The following is a 22,951-nucleotide window of genomic DNA, read 5'->3' on the forward strand; positions in this document are numbered from 1 at the left end:
TGCACAGCCTGAGGTCGACGCTCAGCAGAGGAGCAAGACCATGCGTTCCCGTCCCCGCCTGTTGGCACTCGTCACCGGCCTGGCCGTCATGCTGGCCAGCCTGGTCGCACTGCCGACCCCCGCCTCGGCGGCACCCCTGACCAAGGTCCTGGTGTTCAGCAAGACCGCCGGCTTCCGGCACTCGTCCATCCCCAACGGCATCGCCGCGATCCAGCAGCTCGGCTCGGCCAACGGCTTCACAGTGACCTCGACCGAGGACGCCGCGCAGTTCACCACCTCCAACCTGGCCCAGTACCAGGCAGTGGTCTTCATGTCGACCACCGGCGACGTCCTCAACGCCAGCCAGCAGAGCGCGTTCGAGTCGTACATCGCCGCCGGTGGTGGCTACGTCGGCGTGCACGCCGCGGCCGACACCGAGTACAGCTGGCCGTGGTACGGCTCGCTGGTCGGAGCATGGTTCGACTCGCACCCGGCGATCCAGAACGCCACGGTGAAGATCGAGGACCAGACCAACCCCTCGACCGCCCACCTCGGCACCACCTGGGTCCGCTCCGACGAGTGGTACAACTACCGCACCAACCCCCGGTCCAGCGCCCGGGTGCTGGCCAGCCTCGACGAGTCGTCCTACAGCGGCGGCAACATGGGCGGCGACCACCCGATCACCTGGTGCAAGGCGTACGGCGGCGGGCGTGCCTGGTACACGGGCCTCGGACACACCGAGGCGTCGTACACCGACCCGAACTTCACCCGGATGCTGCTCGGCGGCCTCCAGGTCGCCGCGGGCTCCGTGACGGCCGACTGCTCGCCGCGCACCACGACCCCGCCGCCCACCGCCAGCGGCTCCACCCTGCGGGCCCGCGCCAACAACCAGTACGTCAGCGCGCCCAACGCCACCACCCCGCTGATCGCCAACAAGACCTCGGTGAACACCACCGAGCGGTTCGACCTGGTGAACCTCGCCAACGGCAACGTGGCGCTGCGCGCCAAGGGCAACGGGCAGTTCGTCGCCGCCGAGAACGCCGGTGCCGCCGCGCTGATCGCCAACCGGGCCACCGCCGGCGCCTGGGAGACCTTCCAGCTGGTCCGCAACTCCGACGGCACGGTGAGCCTGCGGGCCACCGTGAACAACCGTTACGTCGCCGCCGACAACGCAGGCGGGTCCCCGCTGATCGCCAACCGGACCTCCATCGGCCAGTGGGAGAAGTTCGACCTGGTCACCACCAACTGACCTGGTCCCCCCGCTCGTCTCCACCACCCCACCTGGTCGTGGTGCGCCCCCGCGCGCCCGTCCACCGGTCGTCGAGAAAGGACGATCATGCTCTCGTACCCCCGGCGCTGGCCCCGGGCGCTCTTCGCGGCGGTCCTCACCGTCGCGAGCGCGGCCCTCGCTGTGGCTGCACCGTCCACCGCCCAGGCGGCGGTGATCCCCGCCTCCGACTATCAGCAGGTCAAGCTCGCCACCGGCTCGGGCGAGCTCGGTGAGGCCATGTCCCTGGCCGTCCTGCCCAACCGCTCGGTGCTGCACACCGCCCGAAACGGTGTCCTGCGGGTGACCGACGTGGCCGGCAACACAAAGGTCTCCGGCACCCTGTCGGTCTACACCCACGACGAGGAGGGGTTGCAGGGCGTCGCCGTCGACCCCAACTTCGCCAGCAACCGGTGGATCTACCTGTACTACTCCCCCACGCTGAGCACCCCGTCCGGGGACGCCCCGACCACCGGCTCGCAGTCTGACTGGGACCGGTGGAAGGGGCACCTGCGGTTGTCGCGGTTCACCCTCAACAGCGACGACACGCTCAACCTGGGCAGCGAGAAGATCGTGCTCCAGGTCGCCAACGACCGTGGGCAGTGCTGCCACGTCGGCGGTGACCTGGACTTCGACGCCGCCGGCAACCTGTACCTGACCACCGGCGACGACACCAACCCGTTCGAGTCGTCCGGCTACGCGCCACTTGACGAACGGACCAACCGCAACCCGCAGTTCGACGCCCAGCGCTCGGCGGGCAACACGAACGACCTGCGGGGCAAGGTGCTACGGATCAAGCCGCAGGCGGACGGCACGTACACGATCCCGTCGGGCAACATGTTCGCGCCCGGCACGTCGGGCACCCGCCCGGAGATCTACGCGATGGGTCTGCGCAACCCGTTCCGGATGAGCGTCGACAAGGCGACCGGCGTGGTCTACCTCGGTGACTACGGCCCCGACGCCGGGTCCACGAACTCCAGCCGGGGCCCTCAGGGTCAGGTCGAGTTCAACCGCATCGCGGCGCCGGGCAACTACGGCTGGCCGTACTGCACCGGCAGCAACACCAGCACGGAAACATACAATGAATACACCTTCCCGTCCGGGCCGTCGCAGTCCAAGTACAACTGCACGGGCGGGCCGACCAACAACTCGTTCCGCAACACCGGGCTCGGTACGTTGCCCGCGGCGAAGCCGGCCTGGATCAAGTACGCGGGCGACTCCGGTTCGCCGTCGGAGTTCGGCAGCGGCTCGGAGTCGCCGATGGGCGGGCCGGTCTACCGGTACAACGCCTCGCTCAACTCCAGCATCAAGTTCCCGCCGTCGCTGGACGGCCAGTTCTTCGCCGGCGAGTACGGCCGCCGCTGGATCAAGGCCATCAAGGTCAACTCCGACGGCTCACGCGGGGAGATCTCCAACTTCCCGTGGACCGGCACCCAGGTCATGGACATGGCCTTCGGCCCGGACGGCGCCCTGTACGTGCTGGACTACGGCACCGGCTCGAACAACCAGGCGCTCTTCCGGATCGAGTACATCGGTGGTGGCAACCGCAGCCCGATCGCGGTCGCCTCGGCGAACCCGACGTCGGGGGCCAACCCGTTGACTGTCAACTTCTCGTCGGCCGGCAGCTCCGACCCCGAGGGCGGCGCGCTCAGCTACCTGTGGACCTTCGGTGACGGCACCACGTCGACGGCGGCCAACCCCACCAAGACGTACACCACCAACGGCTCGTACAGCCCCACCCTGAAGGTCACCGACCCGACCGGCCTGTCCGGCACGGCGAGCCTGATCGTCACAGTGGGCAACACCGCACCGACGGTGTCACTCACCTCGCCCACCGACGGGCAGCTGTTCAGCTTCGGTGACACGGTGCCGTACCAGATTTCGGTGAGCGACCCGCAGGACGGCACGATCGACTGCTCCAAGGTGAGCCTGACGTACGCGCTGGGCCACGACAGCCACGCCCACCAGATCACCTCGAAGACCGGGTGCAGCGGCACGATCACCTTGCCGACCGACGGTGAGCACGACTCGGCCGCAAACATCTACGGGGTCTTCGACGCCGCGTACACCGACAACGGTGGGCTGACCACGCACAGCATCAAGACGCTGCAACCGAAGCACCGCCAGGGTGAGCACTTCGGCGCCCAGTCCGGTGTCCAGGCCACCGACCACACCAACGCCGAGGGTGGCCGCACGGCCGGGTTCATCGAGAACAACGACTGGATCTCCTACCAGCCGTACAACCTGGCCAACGCCAACCGCATCACCGTAAGGGCGTCGTCGGCCGGCGCCGGTGGCACCATCGAGGTCCGGGCCGGGTCGGCCACCGGCACCCTGCTGGGCACCGTCACGGTTCCGGTGACCGGCAACTGGGAGACCTTCGTCGAGGCGTCCGCCACGATCAGCAACCCGCCCACCGCGTCGACGACGCTGTACCTGGTGTTCAAGGGTGGGTCCGGCTACCTGTTCGATGTCGACGCTTTCACCTTCGCCACCGGCACCGGTAGCAGCGCGCCGGCGACCACCTTGCGGGCGCAGGTCAACAACCAGTACGTGTCGGCGGTCGGCAGCACCGCGTTGATCGCCAACAAGGCCAGTGTCGGTACGACCGAGCAGTTCGACCGGGTGGACGCCGGCAACGGTGCCATCGCCCTGCGGTCGCGCGCCAACGGGCTCTACGTCTCCGCCGAGAACGCGGGCGCGGAGCCGTTGATCGCCAACCGCACCTCTGTGGGTGCGTGGGAGACCTTCCAGCTCATCAACAACTCCGACGGGACGGTCAGCCTGCGCGCCACGATCAACAACCAGATCGTCGCCGCCGAGAACGCCGGGGCCGGGTCACTGATCGCGAACCGGACGTCGGTCGGGTCCTGGGAGAGGTTCGTCCTGACCACGGGCTGACGAACGAGTGGTGGGCCCGGCCTGGGCGGCGACCAGGCCGGGCCCTACCGTGTGAAGTAGGCGGCGCTCTGCGGATCCGCCGGATAGTAGGACTCCACAGCGATCTCCTCGATGGTGATGTCCATCGGGGTGCCGAACGTGGTGATGGTCGAGAACAGCCGCAGCTCGCGTCCACCGATCCGCAGGATCATCGGGATCACCACGTCGGCGTCGACCCGTTGGTCCGGTGGCTCCTCGGGCAGCGGGCTCAGCAGTTCTTCGTAGAGCGCCGCGAGTTCCGCGTCGGGCGCTGCGGCGAGCTGGCGTGAGATCCGGCTGCGGAACACCGCCCGCACGTCCGCCAGGTTGACGACCAGAGGGGCGAGCCCGCGCGGGTGCAGGCCCAGCCGAACCAGGTTCACCGGCGGTTGCAACAGCTCGGGTGCCACGTACGCGAAGAACGGGTCGACCGCGCGGTTGGTCAGCACGATGTTCCACCGGCGGTCGAAGACCAGCGCCGGATACGGCTCGTGCGCCTGGAGCACCCTGCGGACCGCGTCGAGGGCACCCGACAGTGCGGCGTCGTCGAGCGGGCGCTGCGCGTACCGGGGCGCGAAGCCGGCGGCGAGCAACAGCTGGTTGCGATCACGCAGTGGCACGTGGAGCTGGTCGGCGAGCCGGAGGATCATGTCGGCGCTCGGCGTGGACTTGCCGGTCTCGACCAGGCTGACGTGCCGAGCCGAGACATCCGCGGCGATCGCCAGGTCGAGCTGGCTGAGCCCTCGGCGCTTGCGCCACCGCCGCAGGAGTTCTCCGACCGCATACACGATCATGAGCCTACTCATCGTCGCCCCGGACACCATGAAGTGCGATGTCATCGACAAGCACACGAGGCCGGGGAAACACTTGCGGCCATGAGCACCGAGAACAAGAGCATCGTCGGTCGTGCGTTGGCGGGGCTGGTCGACACCGGCGACGTCGACACGCTCGCGTCGTACCTGAGCGAGGACTTCACCCATCACCGGTCGGATTCGACGACCTCGACCAGGGCGCAGTGGCTCGCCGCGGTCCGCGCCGCGCTGGGCCCGACCGCCGGCATGCGGGTCGACATCCTGCACCTACTGGCCGACGGTGACCACGTCGTGGTGCACTCGCGACGCCGACTCCCCGACGGGGGGCCGGAGATCGTGGTCGTCGACGTCCTGCGGATCGCCGACGGACTGATCGCGGAGGTGTGGGAAGTCATCGAACCGGCCGCCCAGGCGGCCGCCAACGGCGCGTGGTGGGACGCGAGTGCCTAGATCGGGAAGCGGCCGTGGCGCCAGTGCCAGTGACCGCCGGCCCGCAGGTGGTCGATGATCGCGCGTTGGAGCACCGTGCGGCGCGGCAGCTCGCCGAGCGGCGTGGTCAGGGTCCGGAACCCGAACCGCAACACCTCGATGTCGGCGTCCGGCCCCGCCGACTCGTCGTAGGGCTCCAGCTCGAACCGGCGCTGGAACCGCACGATGTTGGAGTCCTCCGGTAGGTACTCCCGCAGCTGCGGGTCGAGGAGCCACGAGGCGCAGGAGAACGCGGTGTAGCGCTCGTCGGGGAAATGCCGGGGGAAGAACGCGCGGGCCTCGTCGAGGGACGCCTCGACCGCCTCCGGGGTCAACGGCCCCGAATCGGGGACGTGCAGGCCGATGGCGTCGTCGCCACGCTGGTGCTGTAGCCGGCCCAGCTCGTAGACGCTGCCGCGCGAGTGCAGCGTCAGCCAGCTCTGCATGATCGGCCAACCCTCGCCGCGCATCCGCCGGTCGATGGCGAGGTTGCGGCCCAGGTCAGCCAGGGTCACCCAGGTCACGGCATCGGGGATGCCGTGGTCGCGGTGGTACCCGTGCACCACGTCGACCAGGGCCAGGTACGCGTACACGTAGAGATGGCGCCAGGCCGGGCCTCGGTCTCGGGGCAGCTCCGGGCCGGGCGACAGCCAGTCGTAGCCCGCGAGGTCGGCGCGGACCAGGGCGATCGAGCGGTCGAGCAGCCAGCGCAACTCCGGAATCCAGAGCGGAGAGTCGGGGTCGGGCCAGCCCGCCATGATCTCCGCGGCGTCGTCCGGCGGCACGGCGAGCCGGTCGAGGAGCGCGGACGCGTCGGCCTTGGCCGGCAACGGAGCTGACGGCCCGTCACCGGCGAGCCGGTGCACGCGCTCGACCTCCTCGACGGGCACCCCGAGCCGGGCGGCGGTGTCGTCCAGATCCACGCCGACGACCATACCGGCCGGCGGGTTTCTCAGGAGTCCGCCGGCACCCCGGCATCGAGCTGCCCGATCATCGGCGCGAGGAGATCGTTGAGCTCCCGGGCCACCACCGCCACGGCCCGGCGCGCCGCCGCGGCGACCTCGTCGTCCGGACCGTCGGGCGTGGGCGGCAGGTCATCCAACGGGACCGGCGCCTCCACCTGAAGCAACGCGCGCAGATACGGGCGGCGCGTCTGGTCCTGCTCGGTGGGCGTGGTGAACTGGCCGAACAGCTGGGGCCAGTTCTGCCAACCACGATCGCGCTGCCACTGCTTGGTCCAGGTCAGCTCGGCCGGCCAGCGGGAGGCCAGTGTCACCTCGCAGACCAGGCTGCCGTCCCACGGGCTACGCGCGCAGGTCGCCGAGATGATCCGCCGGTGCCAGCGCACGAAGCCGGGCGACAGCTCGGTGGCCAGCCGCCAGGCGGTCACCGCGAACGCCACGGGCGCGAAGTCACCCCAGGTGTCGGCGAACTCGTCGATCCGACGAAACACCTCGGCCTCGTACCGGCCGCGCCCGTCGGTGCCGTGCTCACGGTCGAACTGCTCGTCCAGCCAGAAGGCGCGCGGCTCCGGCATTCTCAACCCCGTTTCACAGCGATGGTGTTGCGTACCTCGAACCTATGCGAATGTCGGGGTTGCGGACGCCATCCTCGCCCGTTGTCAACCTGCCGCTCCGGCGAGGTGCCGGCACCCCGCTCAGCCGACGAAGACGCAGAAGGGATGCCCGGCCAGGTCGGCGTACACGCGCAGCGGCTCCTCCGGGTCGTTGATGCGGTCGTACAACACGACCGCCGAGGCGCAGCACGCGCTCATGCTGGACCAGCACCCCCTCGACGCCCTTGCCGCAGCGACGGGCGGCTTGACAAAGGGCGGGTTCCAGAGTGGACGATGCACCGTGCGAATTCTTGTGGTGGGTGGCAGCGGCCTGATCGGCGCTCACGTCGTGGACGTTCTTCGGGAGCGTGGCCATGCCGCGACCACCGTGGCGCGTACCGCGCGACCCGACGTCGACCACCTGCTCGACGTCGGGTCCGCCTCGATCGAGGACCTGCGGCCGCTGCTCGCCGGTCACGACGGCGTCGTGTACGCCACCCGCACCGAGGAGCAACGACCGCTGCCCAAACCGATCTACCCCGAGTTCCGCCGCGACAACGTCGACCCGGTGGTACGCCTGTTCACCGCCGCCCGCCTCGAAGGTCTCACCCGGGGCGTCGTGATGGGCTCCTACTACACCTACTTCGACCGGCTCCACCCGCAGTGGCGCCTCGCCGAACGGCACACGTACATCCGGTGCCGCCTGGAGCAGGCCCGGGAGGGGCGGGCGGCTGCCGGCGAGGGTCTGCCGGTCGCCGTACTCGAACTGCCGTTCGTCTTCGGTCGGGCCGGCGACCGACTGCCCAACTGGGCCGGTCCGCTGGACCGGTGGGCCCGCTCGCGTACCCCTCTGGTCGCCCCGACCGGCGGCAGCGCCACGGCCTCCGCCCGCAGCGTGGCCGAGGTCGCGGTCGACGCCCTGGAGCAGGCCAGCGGCGCGGACATCCCGGTCGCCGACGAGAACCTCACCTGGACCGACATGATCGGGCGCATCGCCGAGGCGGTGGGCCGATCCCGCCGGGTCGCGCGGATGCCGTCCGGCGCCGCGAAGGCCGCGCTGCGACTGGGCGGCGCGCTACAGTCCCTCGGCCGCAAGGAGTCGGGGGTGAACCCCAGCTACCTCGCCGACCTCCTGCTCACCGACCTGTTCATCGAACCGACGAGCGGCCGCCCGCTGGACCCGGCGCTGCGCGAAACCTTCCCGCGCGGCGCGGGAGCCTAGCGGGGCCCAATATCCGCGCAACTGTCGCCATCGCGCACGAGGCCCCCGTATCCGCGAAGTAGGGGGCCGACCCACGGCGGCCGTCAGCGGAGCTGTTCGGCCAGGCCGACGATGATGCCCTCCGGGCCACGGACGTAGCAGAGCCGGTAGGCGTCCTCGTATCGCTCCAACTCCCCGACGAGTTCGGCGCCGTGGCCGCGCAGCCGGGTGATCACGTCCTCGATGTCGTCGACGGCGAACATGATGCGGCGAATGCCCAGCGTATTCGCCGGCGCGTCCTTCGGTTCCCCGCCGATCGCCGCCGGTCGGTGGAACATCGCCAGCTCGACCTTGCCGTGGCCGTCCGGGGTCCGCAGCATCGCGACCTCCTGCCAGACGTCGTCGATGCCGATGACACGCTCGACCCACCGCCCCTCTACCGGCCCCCGCCCCTCCAACTCCATGCCGAGTTCGACGAAGAACGCGATGACCGCGTCGAGGTCCTCGACAACGATGAGGACGTTGTCCATCCGCTGGATCGCCATGCTGGATCTCCCTGCTCTGGTGCGCTCACGGTGACCGCATCCTCCCCGAGGACGGAGCCACCCGGCCGTTCTCGACATGAAGAACGGGTTCTTTGCGGCAGGACGGCCCGGCCAGCCGGCAGGACCGCCGGCATGTTGACTCCTGCCGGGCGTCCTGCCTGTCTCCCGGCAGCGAACGTTGCTTGACTCAGCGGCATGACATCAATACGGAAAGCGATCACCCGTACGGTGGTCGTCGGGGCACTGGTCGGCGCAACGGCGCTCACCGGTCCCACCTCCGCGTACGCGGAGTCCGGCCAACCGGGGGCCGCCGGTGCCGCCGAGTCCCTCCTCGACATCATCCCGGCACAGACCCTGGACCAGATGGTCGCCCAGGCCCCACTGGTCGACGCGGCCAATGTCATCCGCACCGCTGTGGAACGCGCGCCGGCCCGCGGCTATGCCGGCATCGGCCTGATCGACGACCACGTCACCCTGTGGTGGAAGGGTGTGCCGCCCACCGACATCGCCGCAGCCGTCACCGCCGCCCGCCGCGCCGCGCCGGTCGAGGTGGCCAACGCCACCTACTCCCGCGCCGAACTGCGCAAGGCGGCCGCCAGACTCACGCCGGTGGTGGAAGCCGACCCGGCGGACGCCAGCCACTCGGTCAGGCTGCGCACGGACGGTACTGGCATCGAGATCGCCGTTGACCACACCCCGGGCGCCAAGCTGCCGAAGCTACCGGTCACCGGCGTCCGTACCAGCCTCGTCGAACGCGACCGGATGGTCGAACGGTCACGGGCCAACGACTCCGCGCCGTTCGACGGCGGGGCGGGCATCGGGTTCACCACGCCTGGGTGTACCGCAGGCTTCGGCGTACGCAACGCGGACACCAGCGCCGGATACCTCCTTACCGCCGAACACTGCGGAGCCGTCGGCTCGCCGTGGCACGTCGGCTGGAACACCAGCACCGGCACCGGCACGCTCGTCGGCTACGCGGTCGACAGCGACGACAACCACGACACGATGATCATCTCTACGCCGACGCCCGGTGGCCACCTCTACGTCGGCGGTCAGCATGACGAGGTCCGCGCCCAGGTGGTTGGCTGGACCGAGGTCTTCCCCGGCCAACTGCTGTGCCAGTCCGGGTACACCTCCGCAGGTGAGATCGGCGGTCCGGTCTGCAACCTGCGGGTCGACTTCCACTACGACGACATCGAGGACCTCGTCGAGGCCACCCAGCTCGACGGCCAGGAGGCCGCCCGGGGCGGCGACAGTGGCGGCCCGGTCTACTCCGTCAACGCCAACGGCACGGTGCTCGCCGCCGGCACCACCACCCGATCGGCCGGTCGGGGCTTCGGCTTCCAGGACTTCGCCACCGCCCGCGACGACTACGGCAACATCGTGCCGGCGACGACGATCGCCAGCACCTGCCGGGTCTCCTTCGTCGTCACCAACTCGTGGGGCACCGGCTACAGCGCCAGCGTCACCGTCTACAACGACGGCCCGGCCACCAACAGCTGGTCGTTGGGCTTTGCCTTCCCGGGTGGACAACTCATCCAGGGCCACTGGAACGGCATCTTTCAGCAGACCGGCGCAGCGGTGACTGTGACCAACGAGAACCACAACGCCAGCATCCCGACCGGCGGCGCCGTCAACTTCGGCTTCACCGCGAACGGCTCCCCCGCCACCCCGGCCCCGTTCACCCTCAACGGCACCACCTGCAACTGACCCTGTCCACCGACACCGGGCCCCGCCGCATCGCCGGCGGGGCCCGGTGCGTGTCGGTCAGAACCCGGCCAGTTCCCGTCGCAGGGTGGCGCGCAGGGTCCGCACCTCCGGTGCGTCGAGTTCGCCGCACCGGTCGAGCGCCCGCTCGCGCAGCCGGCGGGCGTCGGCGGCCCCGCCCGCAGCCGATCCGGCCAGCGCCGCGAGCGCGTACAGGGTCTGCGCCTCCCACCACGGGCAGGACAGCGCGGTATACAGGGCCAGCGCCGCCCCCAGCGCCTCGGCCGCCGCGTCGACCTCACCCAACGCCTGGAGCGCGAGTCCGTACCGGTGGATGGCGTTGGCCTCGCTGAACGTCGCGCCGCAGCTGTGGAACATCCGCCGGGCGTCGGCGTACTCGTCGGCGGCGGCCCGCCACTGGCCCATCCCGGCCAGGTCCGCCCCGAGACTCATCATCGCCCCGGCCCTCGCCACCGCCGCGCCGGTACGGCTGAGGCCGCTGCCGCGGCCGTAGAACGCCAGCACGTCGCGGTGCAGGTCGGCTGCTTCGGCGAACCGGCCGAGCGCGGCCAGCGCTCCGCCCTGCACGCTCGCCGCGCCGTGCTCGCCGAGGGCGTACCCGATCTCGCGAAACAGGCCGACGGCCCGGCGGCAATGGTCGACGGCTAGCACACCGCTGCCGATCCGAATGAAGATCGCGGCGGTGTAGGTCAGCGCCCACGCCTCCTCCCGGCGGTCCCCGATCAGCCGGGCCAACTCCAGCGCCCGGTCCAGGGCAGCCAGCCCATCGGTGTTACGGTCCCGGCAGAAGTACCGGGCCCAGCCCAGGAAGTTCAGCAGGACCGCCTCGTCGCGAGGGCTACCGGCGGCCCGGGCCGCGGCCACTCCCAGCGAGAAGATCTCGTCCCAGGAGTGCCGGTGACTGTTGGCGTCCGAGTACCAGTGCAGATCCCTGGTGACCGCGACCACGTCGGCGTGCCGACCGCGCCGCGCCGCGTCGCGCAGCGCCGCCAGCCAGTTGCCGGACTCCCGATCCAACCAGTACGCCGCCGCCCGATCGTCGTCGAACGGGGAATCGACCCGACAGGCGACCGGTTCGAACATCAAGCCGGCCTGCCGGGTACGCCGCAGCAGCCAGCCGACCATCTGATCGTGCGCCTCCGTCCGGCAGACCTGTTGTTCCTCGGCGTCGAGGCGTTCCTGGGCGTAGAGCCGGACCAGGTCGTGAAACTGGTACCGGTCCCCCAGGGTCAGGAGAACACCAGCCTCGACCAACTCCTCCAGGGCCGCCGCCGCGGTCTCCTCGGCGGTGCCGGCCACTGCGGCGACCAGCGCGGGTTCGAAGTCGGTGCCGGGAATCAGCGAGGCCCGCCGGAACACTCGCGCGGTCATCGGGTCCAATTGCCGATAGGAGACCTCGAACGCGGATCGGACGCCCAGGTCTCCAGCGGTCAACACGGTGAGGCGCCGACGCTGGTCGTGGAGCAGGTCCACCAGCCAACCGACCGACCATTGCGGTCGGCTGGCGAGGCGGTTGCCGGCGATCCGGACGGCCAGCGGCAGCCGGCCGCAGAGTTTGACCAGTTGGTCGGCCGCGACCGGCTCGGCGGCGATCCGGTCGGCACCGACGATCGCCGCGAGCAGCAGTCGACCGGCTGCCGGGGTGAGCAGGTCGAGCGGCAGGCGGACCGCACCGGCAAGGCCAGTCAGTGGACGCCGGCAGGTGACCAGCGCGAGGCATCCCCGCCCGGCCGGCAGCAGTGGGCGTACCTGTGCCTCGCTTGCGGCATTGTCCAGGACCACCAGCAGCGGCCGGTCCCGGGTGAGGGTGCGGAACAGGCCACCCCGCTCGGCCAGCGACACCGGCACCCGGCTGTCCGGCACCCCGAGCGACCGCAGCAGTCCGGCCAGCGCCTCGGCCGGATCGACCGGGCCGTCCGGTGAGACGCCCTGCAGGTCGACGAAGAGCTGTCCGCCGGCGAAGGCCGGGCTGAGTCGATGTCCAGCGGCGACGGCGAGGCTGGTCTTGCCGATCCCCGGCGGCCCGTGCAGCACCACCACCGAAGCGGTGTCCGGCCGCCCTGCGGTGACGTCGGCGGCCAGCGCCGCGAGCCGTTCCAGGATCTCCGCCCGGCCGGCCAGGTCCGGAACGGCGGCGGGCAGTTCCCCGGGTACGACCATCGCCGCTCGGTCGTGCGGCACCTCCGCGCGGTCGCCCGGCGCCTCCGCGCGGTCGTGCGGTTGCCTCTCGACCCGGGCCAGGGCGACGAAACGGTCGCGGTCCGCCCCGGCCAGCCGCAGGGCGTCGGCGAGCAGCACCACCGTCCGTCGTTGCGGGCTGCGCACCCGGCCGCGCTCCATCTCCCGGATGCCGCGGACACTGGAACCGGCCGACTCGGCAAGCTCCTCCTGGGTCAGCCGCCGCTCCAAGCGGAGGGTCCTGAGGAGGCCTCCGAACTGGTCACGCCGCACCTGACTCTTGGGCATGTTCCCCCAACCACCCAACGGCCGCACTTACGTGGCGTGAGTCGATGCTCGCATATGCGTGACGGATTACCGGCCACTGTGCACCGAGTGTGAGTATCGCCATGGCGAATCCTCGACGAGCCATCGGAAGCCAGGTTGCGCTCGGCCGGCCACAGTTCACACCCACGGATCTCCCGAGCCAGGCGCAAGCTATCGGCCCTCAGTTCTATCTGGACCGACCAACCAGGACGGTGCCGCCGGAGTCCGCTCCTGGTCGCGGCCGCGCTGCTGCCCGCCCTGTTGGTCTTCCTGAGGAGGCGCTCACCCCACCACGACTGGAGGCGGGCCGCCGAAATCAGGTCCCGGTCGAGCTGATGCGCTTCGCCCACACGCTGGCTGCCCCACCAAGGGATTTGCTGATCGCCGGCGCCGACCAACAGGTGCGGTTCAGGGCGCCTGAGCCTGTCACTTGGCGTTGAAGTAGTTGGCCTCCGGGTGGTGGACCACTATCGCGTCGGTGGCCTGCTCCGGCATGAGCTGGAACTCCTCGGACAACTCGACCCCGATCCGGTCCGCACCGAGCAGATCCATGATCTTCGCCCGGTCTTCCAGGTCGGGGCAGGCCGGGTAGCCGAACGCGTACCGGCAACCCCGGTAGTCGTTGTGCAGGATGCCGGCCAGGTCCGCCGGGTCGTCGTGCCCCAGCGGACGACCGTCGGGCAGGGTCATCTCGGCGCGGATGCGCTGGTGCCAGTACTCGGCGAGGGCCTCGGTGAGCTGCACGGAGAGGCCGTGCACCTCCAGGTAGTCGCGGTACTCGTTGCGGGCGAACAGCTTCGCCGCGTACTCGCTGACCGGCTGACCGACGGTGACCAGTTGCAACGCGACCACATCGAGCTGGTCGCCCTGTGGCTTGAAGAAGTCCGCCAGGCAGAGCCGCCGCTCCTGCCGCTGGCGCGGGAAGGAGAACCGGGCGCGCTCCGCGTGCCCGTTCTCGTCGAGCACCACCAGGTCATTGCCCTCGGAGTACGCGGGGAAGTAGCCGTACACCACGGCTGCCTCAAGGACCTGGTCGGCGATCAGCCGGTCCAGCCAGTACCGCAGCCGCGGGCGGCCCTCGGTCTCGACCAGCTCCTCGTAGGAGGGTCCGCTGCCGCTCCGGGCGCCGCGCAGCCCCCACTGCCCGGAGAAGGTGGCCCGCTCGTCGAGCAGCGCGGCGTAGTCGGCCATCGGCACGCCCTTGACCACGCGGGTGCCGAAGAACGGCGGGGTGGGCACCGACACGTCGGCGGCCACGTCGGAGCGGACCGAGGAGTCGTGCAGCTCCGGCAGCGACGTGGTGACCATTGAGCGCTGCCGTTCCCGGCGCGCCCGCCGGGCCGCGAGGGCCGCCTCCCGCTCCGGGTCGATCACCGGGGCGCCGCCGCGCTTGGCGGTCATCACCCTGTCCATCAGGGACAGACCCTCGAACGCGTCCCGCGCGTAGTGCACCTGCCCGGGGAACGTCGACCGCAGGTCGTCCTCGACGTACGCGCGGGTCAGCGCCGCCCCACCCAGCAGGACCGGCCAGCGCTCCGCCACCCCGCGGGTGGCCATCTCGGCCAGGTTCTCCTTCATGATGACAGTGCTCTTGACCAGCAGCCCGGACATGCCGATCGCGTCGGCGCGGTGCTGCTCGGCGGCGTCCAGGATGGCGCTGATCGGCTGCTTGATGCCGATGTTCACCACCTCGTAGCCGTTGTTGGACAGGATGATGTCGACCAGGTTCTTGCCGATGTCGTGCACGTCGCCGCGCACTGTGGCGAGCACGATGCGGCCCTTGCCGCCGTCCTCGAGGGTCTCCATGTGCGGTTCCAGGTAGGCCACCGCGGTCTTCATCACCTCGGCGGACTGGAGCACGAACGGCAGCTGCATCTGGCCGGAGCCGAACAGCTCGCCGACCACCTTCATGCCGTCCAGCAGGATGTCGTTGATGATCGACAGTGGGGACCGGCCACCGGCCATCGCCTCGTCGAGGTCGGCCTCCAGGCCGTTGCGCTCACCGTCGATGATCCGCCGCTTGAGCCGCTCGTCCAACGGCAGCGCGGCCAACTCCTGTGCCCGGCTGGCCCGTGCGCTGGTCACGTCGACGCCCTCGAAGAGCTCCAGGAAGCGCTGCAACGGGTCATAGCCCTCGCGGCGCCGGTCGTAGACCATGTCGAGGGCGACCTCGCGCTGCTCGTCGGGAATCTTCGACATCGGCAGGATCTTGCTGGCGTGCACGATCGCGGAGGTCAGGCCGGCCTGCACGCACTCGTGCAGGAACACCGAGTTGAGCACCTGCCGGGCCGCCGGGTTGAGCCCGAAGGAGATGTTCGAGATGCCGAGGGTGAAGTTGATCCCTGGGTAACGCCGGGCGATTTCCCGGATCGCCTCGATGGTCTCCAGTCCGTCGCGGCGGGTCTCCTCCTGCCCGGTGGCGATCGGGAAGGTCAGCGTGTCGATCAGGATGTCGGACAGGTCCATCCCCCACCGGCCGGTCAGGTCGTCGATGGTGCGCGAGGCGATGCGGACCTTGTCCGCCGCGGTGCGCGCCTGCCCTTCCTCGTCGATGCACATCACGACTACTGCGGCACCGTGCTCCCGGATCACCGGCATCACCCGCCCGTACCGGGACTCGGGGCCGTCGCCATCCTCGAAGTTCACCGAGTTGACCACGCACCGGCCACCGAGCATCTCCAGCCCGGCCTCGATCACCGCCGGCTCGGTGGAGTCCAACATGATCGGCAGGGTCGACGCGGTGGCGAACCGCCCGGCCAGCTCGCGCATGTCCTGCGTGCCGTCGCGGCCGACGTAGTCCACACACAGGTCGAGCAGGTGCGAGCCGTCGCGTGCCTGACTGCGGGCGATCTCCACACAGGCCCGCCAGTCGCCGGCGAGCATCGCCTCCCGGAACGCCTTCGAGCCGTTGGCGTTGGTCCGCTCCCCCACCATCAGCACCGACGCGTCCTGGGCGAACGGCACCGGGTGGTAGACCGAGGAGACGCCCGCCTCGTGCCGGGGCTCGCGGGCCGGGGCGGTGACGCCGTGCAGCCGCTCGGACAGCACCCGGATGTGTTCCGGGGTGGTGCCGCAGCAGCCACCGACCAGCCCCACGCCGTACTCGGTGATGAACCGCTCCAGGGCCTCGGCCAGCTCCACGGGAGTCAGCGGGAAGTACGCCCCGTCGGCGGTCAGCACCGGCAGGCCGGCGTTCGGCATTACCGACAGCGGGATGCGGGAGTGCTGCGACAGGTAGCGCAGGTGCTCGCTCATCTCGGCCGGGCCGGTCGAGCAGTTGAGCCCGATCAGGTCCACACCGAGCGGCTCGATCGCGGCGAGGGCCGCCCCGATCTCGCTGCCGACCAGCATGGTGCCGGTGGTCTCCACCGCCACGTGACAGATGATCGGCACCGACTGGCCCAGCTCGGCCATGGCCCGCTTCGACCCGACCACTGCCGCCTTGACCTGGAGCAGGTCCTGGCAGGTCTCGATGATCAGCGCGTCCGCGCCGCCGACGATCAGACCCGCGGCGTTCTCCTGGTAGGCGTCGCGCAGGGTCGAGTAGGCGGCGTGCCCGAGGGTGGGCAGCTTGGTGCCCGGCCCGATCGAGCCGAGCACGAACCGGGGCCGCTCCGGGGTGCTGGCCGCGTCGGCGGCCTCCCGAGCGATCCGGGCGCCCGCCTCGGACAACTCGCGGATGCGGTGCGGGATGTCGTACTCGGCGAGGTTGGCGAGGTTGGCCCCGAAGGTGTTGGTCTCCACGCAGTCGGCACCGACGGCCAGGTAGGCGTCGTGCACCCCGCGTACCACGTCCGGGCGGGTGACGTTGAGGATCTCGTTGCACCCCTCCAGCCCGTCGAAGTCGTCGAGCGTGAGGTCCGCGGCCTGAAGCATCGTGCCCATCGCGCCGTCGGCGAGGAGAATGCGATCAGCCAGCACATCCATCAATGAAGTCCGCACCCGTTCAGGTTAGTGCGATCCGGCCGGACTCCACGACTCTCCTCGAGCGATCCCCTATTGTGTCACGGGGATCACCCTGTCTGGTTCGTTCGGGTATGACCTGCTGCCGGAGCGGCCGACCGGCGCGGCCGGCGGGCCGCACCCTTGCCCTGCACGTAGGCTGACGGACGTGAAGGACAACAGGGACGCCGCCGGGCCACACGGTATGACGACCGGGCGCGGTCCCGACGCCAGCCGCGACGAGCAGGGTGAGGTGACGGCGTGACCGAGTTCGACGGACTGCCGGTGCTGCGGTCCCCGGTGGCGATCGCCGCGTTCGAGGGCTGGAATGACGCCGCCGACGCGTCCACCGCCGCGGTCGAGCACCTGGAGCAGGTCTGGAACGCCCGGCAGATCGCCGAGCTGGATCCGGAGGACTTCTACGACTTCCAGGTCAGCCGGCCCACCATCACGATGGCCGACGGGGAGACCCGGCGGGTGGAGTGGCCGACGACCCGGTTCATGGTGGCCAGCCCGGAGGGCACCGACCGCGACGTGGTGCTGATCCGCGGCATCGAGCCGAGCATGCGCTGGCGGACGTTCTGCGAGCAGGTTCTGGAGATCTGCCACAGCCTGGAGGTGGAACGGGTGGTGCTGCTCGGCGCCTTGCTGGCCGACGTGCCGTACACCCGGCCGCTGCCGATCAGCGGCAGCGCCTCCGACGCGCAGGCCGCCGAGCGCTACCAGCTCACTCCCACCCGGTACGACGGGCCGACCGGCATCGTCGGCGTGCTGCACGACGCCTGCACCCGCGCCGAGGTGGACGCCGTCTCGTTCTGGGTGCACGTGCCGCACTACGCAAACAACCCGCCCTGCCCGAAGGCCACCCTCGCCCTGCTGCACCGGGTCGAGGAGGTCGTCGACCTGCCGGTGCCGATGGCCGACCTGGCCGAGGAGTCCGCCGAGTGGGAGCAGCGGGTGCGCAGCGCCGCGGAGCAGGACGCCGAGCTGGGCGAGTACGTCCGCGAGCTGGAAGAAAGGGTCGGCGACGAGGGAATCACCCCGTTGACCGGTGACGAGATCGCCCAGGAGTTCGAGAAGTACCTGCGCCGCCGGGGCGGTTCGGCCGGCCCCACCGCCGGCTCCTGGTAGCACTGTTTCGTTGCGGGCCTTCGGACCTTCTGTGGTCCGGGGGCCCGTTTTCGCGTGTCCGGGGTGGCGCCGTCACCCTCGCTGGGGCATCCTAGGAACCTAGATGTGATCAAGGAGGCGGGTGTGCAGATCAATCCCGGGGCCGCCGAGTTCCCGCACCGACAGATCGCCGCGCAGCTCAAGGCCCAGGTCCGCCGGGGCGACTGGGGGCCGGGCGAGCGGCTACCGTCCATCCCGGCCATCGCCGAGATGTTCGGCGTCGCCAAGCAGACAGTGCAACGCGCCGTGGACCAACTGCGGGTCGAGGGCATCCTGATCACCAAACCCGGCTCCGGCACGTACGTCCGGGGCACTCGCCGCCGCCTCAACCGCCTCTCCCGAGGCCGGTACGGCGGCTTCCGCGGCTACCACACCGACCTGGCCGCCCGATATCGCCAACAGCTCGTCTCCGTGGGGCACGCCCCCGCCCCCGCCGAGGTGGCCGACGCCTTCGGCGTGTCCGACGGCACCAACCTGCTCTGCCGCCGGCACCTCGTCCGCACCGACGACTCCCCCGTCGAGGTGGGCGCCTCCTGGTTCCTGCCCCGCGACACCGCAGGCACCTCGCTGGAGCGCACCGAGGCGTTCGGCCGGCCGCTCTACCAGGAGGCCGAGGAAGCGACCGGACGGCGGTACGTCTCGGCCACCGACACGATCAGCGCCCGCCAGCCGAGCCGGGAGGAGGCCGAGACCCTCCAGATCCGGCCGGACACCCCGGTGCTGCACCTGCTGCACGTCGCGTACGACGCGCACCGCAAGCCGATCGAGGTGTCCCAGGCGACCTGGCCCGGCCCCATGACCACCCTCACCGAGGAATACAAGATCCCCGGCCCGACCCCCGACCCGGAACCCGACCCCGGCCTGGTCCTGGGCTAACCCGCCCCTGCCCTGCCCTGCCCGGCCCGGCGATCTTGCACTTCCTGTCACCCGTTTGCCCCCGATTGGCACCTTTCGTAACGTCAAAAAGTGCAAGATCGGCGGCGAGGTGTGGGGCGCGGCCCGACGGGTCATGCCGCACCCAGAGCGCTCCGTCGATCATGGAGTTGTGGCGCCTCGCACAAGGTGCACCGCACCCCGTACCGGCCACCACAACTCCATGATCGACGCAGGCCAACGGACGACACAGGTCAACGGACGACGCAGGCCAGCGGACGGCGCCAGCCAACGGAAGACGCAGGCCTGCGAGGGGCTAGAGGCGGATGCCCAGGAGGGCGTCTACGGTGTTCGCGAAGAGGGCGGGCGCTTCGGGGTCGTCGGTGGCACCGGCGAGGGTCGCCTCGGCCCAGCGGTCGGCTGCGGCCAGGGCGCCGGGGGTGTCCAGGTCGTCGGCCAGGCGTGCGCGTACCTCGGCCAGCAGCTCGACCCCGGACGGCCCGGCGGGCGCGGCGGCGGCCCGCCGCCAACGGTCCAGGCGCTCGTGCGCGGCGGTGAGCAGGTCGTCGGTCCAGGTGCGGTCGCTGCGGTAGTGCCCGGAGATCAGCGCCAGCCGGATCGCCATCGGGTCGACCTTGTCGGCGCGCAGCCGGGACACGAAGACCAGGTTGCCGCGGGACTTGGACATCTTCTCGCCGTCCAGACCGATCATGCCGGCGTGGACGTAGTGCTCGGCGAACGGCGCCTGGCCGGTGAGCCGCTCGGCGTGCGCGGCGGAGGCCTCGTGGTGCGGGAACAGCAGGTCGTTGCCGCCGCCCTGCACGTCGATCCGGTCGCCGAGCAGGTTGAGCGCGATCACCGCGCACTCGATGTGCCAGCCGGGGCGGCCCGGGCCCAGCTCGCCGCCCGGCCAGGACGGCTCGCCCTCGCGGGCGCCGCGCCACAGCAGCGGGTCCAGTGGGTCCCGCTTGCCGGCCCGGTCGGGGTCGCCGCCGCGCTCGGGGAAGATCTCCAGCATCTGCTCGCGGGTCAGGTTCGACTCGTAGCCGAAGCGGGGCGTGGCGGAGATGTCGAAGTAGACGTCGCCGGTGCCGTCGTCGAGCCGGTACGCGGCGCCGTCCTTGAGCAGCACCTCTACCTTGTCGGCGATGTCCGGAATCGACTCGACCGCACCCACGTAGTGCGCCGGCGGGATGATCCGCAGCGCCTCCATGTCCTCCCGGAACAGCGCCGTCTCGCGCATCGCCAGGACCACCCAGTCCTCGCCGTCGCGGGCGGCCCGCTCCAGCAGCGGGTCGTCGATGTCGGTGACGTTCTGCACGTAGCGCACCGGGCGGCCGGCGTCGCGCCACATCCGCTGCACCAGGTCAAACGTGATCATGGTGGCGGCGTGGCCGAGGTGGGTGGCGTCGTACGGGGTGATGCCGCAGACGTACATGCTGCCCGCGTCGGCCGGCTCACTCGGGTGGACACCCTGCCGCGCCGAGTCGTACAACGCCAGTGGCTCGCCCCTGCCCGGCAGCCGTGGCACCTCGTGTCCCGCCCAAGACTCCATGGGATCAGCCTAGCCAGCCCGGCGACAACGCCGGAGCACCCCACGGGTGATCAAGATGACAGCGGGTCACATGGGCGGCCAGGGCATCGCCGGCCAGTCCTCCGGAGGCTGGGGGAAGCAGCCGGTCTCGCGCAGTCGGTCGACCCGGGCGGCCACCTCGGCCACCTCGCTGATGGTCAGATGGTCGGCCAGCTCGGCACCGAGTGCCCCGGCGACCTGCCCGGCCAGCGCGTCGAGCATCTCCACGGCGTCCGCGGGCAGCCGCTTACCGGCCCAGCCCCAGAGCACAGTGCGCAGCTTGTCCTCCACGTGGAAGCTCACCCCGTGGTCCACGCCGTAGATCCGGTCGTCGGCACCGACGAGCACGTGACCGCCCTTACGGTCGGCGTTGTTGAGCACCGCGTCGAGCACCGCGAGCCGGGCCAGCCGCGGGTCGTCGGCGTGGGCGAGGGCGTAGGCGGCGCCGTCGTCGTCCCGCGCGGCGGCGATCGGGATCCAGCGTGGCGGCAACTCCCCGGCGGGCAGGAAACCGACAAGTGGTTCGGCGTCCTCCGGCTCGTCGATCCACAGCTGGCAGGAGCCGGGGCCGAACGGGCCGTCCCGCAGCACTGTGGGCGGCACCAGGTCCCATCCGGTGGCCCGGGAGACCAGGTACGCCGAGACCTCCCGACCGGCCAGGGTGCCGTCGGGGAAGTCCCAGAGTGGGCGCTCGCCCCGGACCGGCTTGTAGACGCAGCGGGCGGTCAACCCGTCCAGGGTCAGGATGCCGCGCAGCGTCGTGTTCGACGCGTCGACCAGCCGACCCTCCAGGTCGAGGACGCCGTCACGCAGTAGCCGCAGCGCGGCGTCGCCGTCCTGGCGAGGCTGGAGGCCGGACGAGGTCACCGGTGATAACCGTTGTGCCGCGGGCAGAGGTGCCCGGCGGGGTCCAGCGGTTGGCCGCAGAGCGGGCACGGTGGCCGGCCCGCGTTGACCACTCGCCGGGCCCGCTCGATGAACTGGCGGGTCGCCTGCGGGGTGAGCCGGACCCGGAGCCGGTCCAGGTCCTCGTCGGGCTCGTCGTCCTCGTCGTCGTCCTCGTCCTCGTCGTCCTCGTCGCCGAGCTCGACCTCGGGCTCCACCTCGCCCGCCGCGATCGCCTCGATCACCACTGTCGCCGTGTCCACGTCGAAGGCCAGCCCGAGCGTCCCGACCCGGAACTCCTCGTCGACGGGAGTGTCCAGTGGCTCGTTGTCGCCGATCACCGGCGCCAGCTCGGGCAGGTCCACCCCGAAGCGACGCTGCGCCTCGGTGAGCAGTTCCTCAAGCTTCTCGGCGAGCAGGGAAACCTGGACCTTCTCCAGCGCGACGCTGACCAGCCTGCCGCCGCCGCGGGCCTGCAGGAAGAACGTGCGCTCCCCCGGCGGCCCGACAGTCCCGGCGACGAACCGCTCCGGCGGTTCGAAGGCGTGCACCTGGTGGGTCATACCCACGACCCTATCCGGCCCGCCTTGGCGTCGCGCACCCCACCGACGCGAATCGCCGCAGCGGCGGCGCGCCCGGCGTACCAGGGGCTAAACCCGGGCGTGGCGGCCTTTCCGGCGTGCGCTGCCGCCCCGGCCGCAGGCGGTGTCGTGACGCGCCTCACCGCGACGCACCCGCTCCACCGCCGACGGCCGCGTCCGAGTCGGCCACCCGGTTCGCGCGCCGACGCCGCTTGGCCGGCGGTGGCACCAGCGTCGCCAGGTCGCCACCGGTGTCGTTGAGTCGCACCAGAAACGGACGCAGCGGCGTGAACCGGATCGCCGTCACCGACGCCGGGTCGGCCACGATCCGCTGAAAGGCATCCAGGTGTACGCCGAGCGCGTCCGCCACGATGGCCTTGATCACATCGCCGTGGCTGCACGCCAACCAGAGCGCCTCGGGCCCGTGCTCGGCGGTCACCTGGGCGTCCCAGGAACGCACCGCCGCCACGGCACGTGCCGCCATCGCGGCCATCGCCTCGCCACCCGGGAAGACCGCCGCGCTGGGGTGCTGCTGGACGACCGGCCAGAGCGGCTCCTTGGCGAGTTTCTTCAGCGGCTGCCCCTCCCAGCTGCCGTAGTCGCACTCGATCAGCCCGTCCTCGACCACCGGGGCGGCCTGCGGGAGCGCCAGCTCCAGGGTCTGCCGGCAGCGGATGAGCGGGCTGGTCACCACGGCGGCCAGCGGCACCGCCCGCAACCGCTCGCCGACCGCGGTGGCCTGGGCGCGCCCGGTGTCGTCCAACTCGACCGGTTGCCGACCGGCCAGGCCGCCATCGGCGTTCGCCGTGGTTCGGCCGTGTCGCAGAAGCAGAAGGGTCGCCACGGGACCACCCTATGACCTGGGCCCCGCGCCGGGCCGTCGCGGGCGGCGACCTGACGACTGCGGCCCCCGGCTCCGCCAGCGGGCGGGGCCGGGGGCCGGCGACAGATCGGGCCGGTGGCGGCGAT

At 71.0% G+C, this 22,951-nt stretch carries 17 protein-coding genes; 7 read left to right on the forward strand and 10 right to left on the reverse strand.

The features are described 5' to 3' along the window. The first annotated feature begins 88 nt into the window (after positions 1-88). Together ABZ794_RS29215 and ABZ794_RS29220 are read left to right on the forward strand one after the other, a co-directional pair. Positions 89-1,228, forward strand: a complete 1,140-nt coding sequence (locus tag ABZ794_RS29215; RefSeq protein ID WP_247668987.1) for a ThuA domain-containing protein — start codon at positions 89-91, stop codon at positions 1,226-1,228. An 87-nt stretch (positions 1,229-1,315) separates the two neighbouring features. Further along, positions 1,316-4,147: a PQQ-dependent sugar dehydrogenase gene (locus tag ABZ794_RS29220; RefSeq protein WP_357518534.1), complete on the forward strand. Its 2,832-nt coding sequence runs from the start codon at positions 1,316-1,318 to the stop codon at positions 4,145-4,147. Between the two features lie 44 nt (positions 4,148-4,191). Here the strand turns inward: ABZ794_RS29220 and ABZ794_RS29225 are convergent, their stop codons facing one another. After that, a complete protein-coding gene (locus ABZ794_RS29225) occupies positions 4,192-4,959 on the reverse strand; it encodes a helix-turn-helix transcriptional regulator (RefSeq protein WP_357518536.1) in 768 nt (255 codons plus the stop codon). Positions 4,960-5,040: 81 nt separating this feature from the next. Here ABZ794_RS29225 and ABZ794_RS29230 point away from each other — a divergent pair, with 81 nt between their 5' ends. Then, entirely contained in the window at positions 5,041-5,427 is a 387-nt protein-coding gene (locus ABZ794_RS29230; RefSeq protein ID WP_210781688.1) for a nuclear transport factor 2 family protein, read from the forward strand. Here ABZ794_RS29230 and ABZ794_RS29235 read toward each other — a convergent pair. Further along, entirely contained in the window at positions 5,424-6,368 is a 945-nt protein-coding gene (locus tag ABZ794_RS29235) for an acyltransferase domain-containing protein (protein ID WP_210781687.1), read from the reverse strand. The genes ABZ794_RS29230 and ABZ794_RS29235 overlap by 4 nt on opposite strands. A gap of 29 nt (positions 6,369-6,397) precedes the next feature. Further along, entirely contained in the window at positions 6,398-6,982 is a 585-nt protein-coding gene (locus ABZ794_RS29240) for a hypothetical protein (protein ID WP_247668976.1), read from the reverse strand. Positions 6,983-7,301: 319 nt separating this feature from the next. On the opposite strand from ABZ794_RS29240, the gene ABZ794_RS29245 reads away from it, so the two are divergent. Beyond that, positions 7,302-8,222, forward strand: a complete 921-nt coding sequence (locus ABZ794_RS29245; RefSeq protein ID WP_357518540.1) for an NAD-dependent epimerase/dehydratase family protein — start codon at positions 7,302-7,304, stop codon at positions 8,220-8,222. An 83-nt stretch (positions 8,223-8,305) separates the two neighbouring features. Here ABZ794_RS29245 and ABZ794_RS29250 read toward each other — a convergent pair whose 3' ends face one another. Beyond that, positions 8,306-8,746, reverse strand: a complete 441-nt coding sequence (locus tag ABZ794_RS29250) for a VOC family protein (RefSeq protein ID WP_357518542.1) — start codon at positions 8,744-8,746, stop codon at positions 8,306-8,308. 195 nt (positions 8,747-8,941) lie between these two features. On the opposite strand from ABZ794_RS29250, the gene ABZ794_RS29255 reads away from it, so the two are divergent. Next, a complete protein-coding gene (locus ABZ794_RS29255; RefSeq protein WP_357518544.1) occupies positions 8,942-10,456 on the forward strand; it encodes a cellulose binding domain-containing protein in 1,515 nt (504 codons plus the stop codon). A 57-nt stretch (positions 10,457-10,513) separates the two neighbouring features. On the opposite strand, the gene ABZ794_RS29260 is transcribed toward ABZ794_RS29255, so the two are convergent. Both ABZ794_RS29260 and metH read right to left on the reverse strand, forming a co-directional pair. Next, on the reverse strand, positions 10,514-12,940 hold the full coding sequence (locus tag ABZ794_RS29260; RefSeq protein WP_357518546.1) for a helix-turn-helix domain-containing protein: 2,427 nt from the start codon (positions 12,938-12,940) through the stop codon (positions 10,514-10,516). A 444-nt stretch (positions 12,941-13,384) separates the two neighbouring features. Beyond that, on the reverse strand, positions 13,385-16,900 hold the full coding sequence (metH, locus tag ABZ794_RS29265; RefSeq protein ID WP_210781681.1) for a methionine synthase: 3,516 nt from the start codon (positions 16,898-16,900) through the stop codon (positions 13,385-13,387). A 261-nt stretch (positions 16,901-17,161) separates the two neighbouring features. On the opposite strand from metH, the gene ABZ794_RS29270 reads away from it, so the two are divergent. Together ABZ794_RS29270 and ABZ794_RS29275 are read left to right on the forward strand one after the other, a co-directional pair. Further along, positions 17,162-18,031 carry a PAC2 family protein gene (locus ABZ794_RS29270; protein WP_030332815.1) on the forward strand — a complete coding sequence of 290 codons (870 nt, stop codon included), beginning with the start codon at positions 17,162-17,164 and terminating at the stop codon, positions 18,029-18,031. Positions 18,032-18,154: 123 nt separating this feature from the next. Next, positions 18,155-18,946, forward strand: a complete 792-nt coding sequence (locus ABZ794_RS29275) for a GntR family transcriptional regulator (RefSeq protein WP_091408867.1) — start codon at positions 18,155-18,157, stop codon at positions 18,944-18,946. A gap of 313 nt (positions 18,947-19,259) precedes the next feature. Here the strand turns inward: ABZ794_RS29275 and mshC are convergent, their stop codons facing one another. The 4 genes from mshC to ABZ794_RS29295 form a co-directional block, all read right to left on the reverse strand. After that, positions 19,260-20,498: a cysteine--1-D-myo-inosityl 2-amino-2-deoxy-alpha-D-glucopyranoside ligase gene (gene mshC, locus ABZ794_RS29280; RefSeq protein ID WP_238688824.1), complete on the reverse strand. Its 1,239-nt coding sequence runs from the start codon at positions 20,496-20,498 to the stop codon at positions 19,260-19,262. 66 nt (positions 20,499-20,564) lie between these two features. Then, positions 20,565-21,383 carry an SCO1664 family protein gene (locus ABZ794_RS29285; RefSeq protein ID WP_112587406.1) on the reverse strand — a complete coding sequence of 273 codons (819 nt, stop codon included), beginning with the start codon at positions 21,381-21,383 and terminating at the stop codon, positions 20,565-20,567. Beyond that, positions 21,380-21,964 (reverse strand): DUF3090 domain-containing protein, encoded by a 585-nt coding sequence (locus ABZ794_RS29290; RefSeq protein ID WP_179778971.1) that lies wholly within the window; start codon positions 21,962-21,964, stop codon positions 21,380-21,382. Before ABZ794_RS29290 ends, ABZ794_RS29285 begins: the two co-directional genes overlap by 4 nt. 157 nt (positions 21,965-22,121) lie before the next feature. Further along, positions 22,122-22,826, reverse strand: coding sequence for an MSMEG_4193 family putative phosphomutase (locus ABZ794_RS29295; RefSeq protein ID WP_357518549.1), 705 nt, complete (start codon positions 22,824-22,826; stop codon positions 22,122-22,124). Between the last annotated feature and the right edge of the window lie 125 nt (positions 22,827-22,951).

The sequence above is a fragment of the Micromonospora sp. NPDC047187 genome, assembly GCF_040643355.1.
Lineage (GTDB): Bacteria > Actinomycetota > Actinomycetes > Mycobacteriales > Micromonosporaceae > Micromonospora > Micromonospora salmantinae.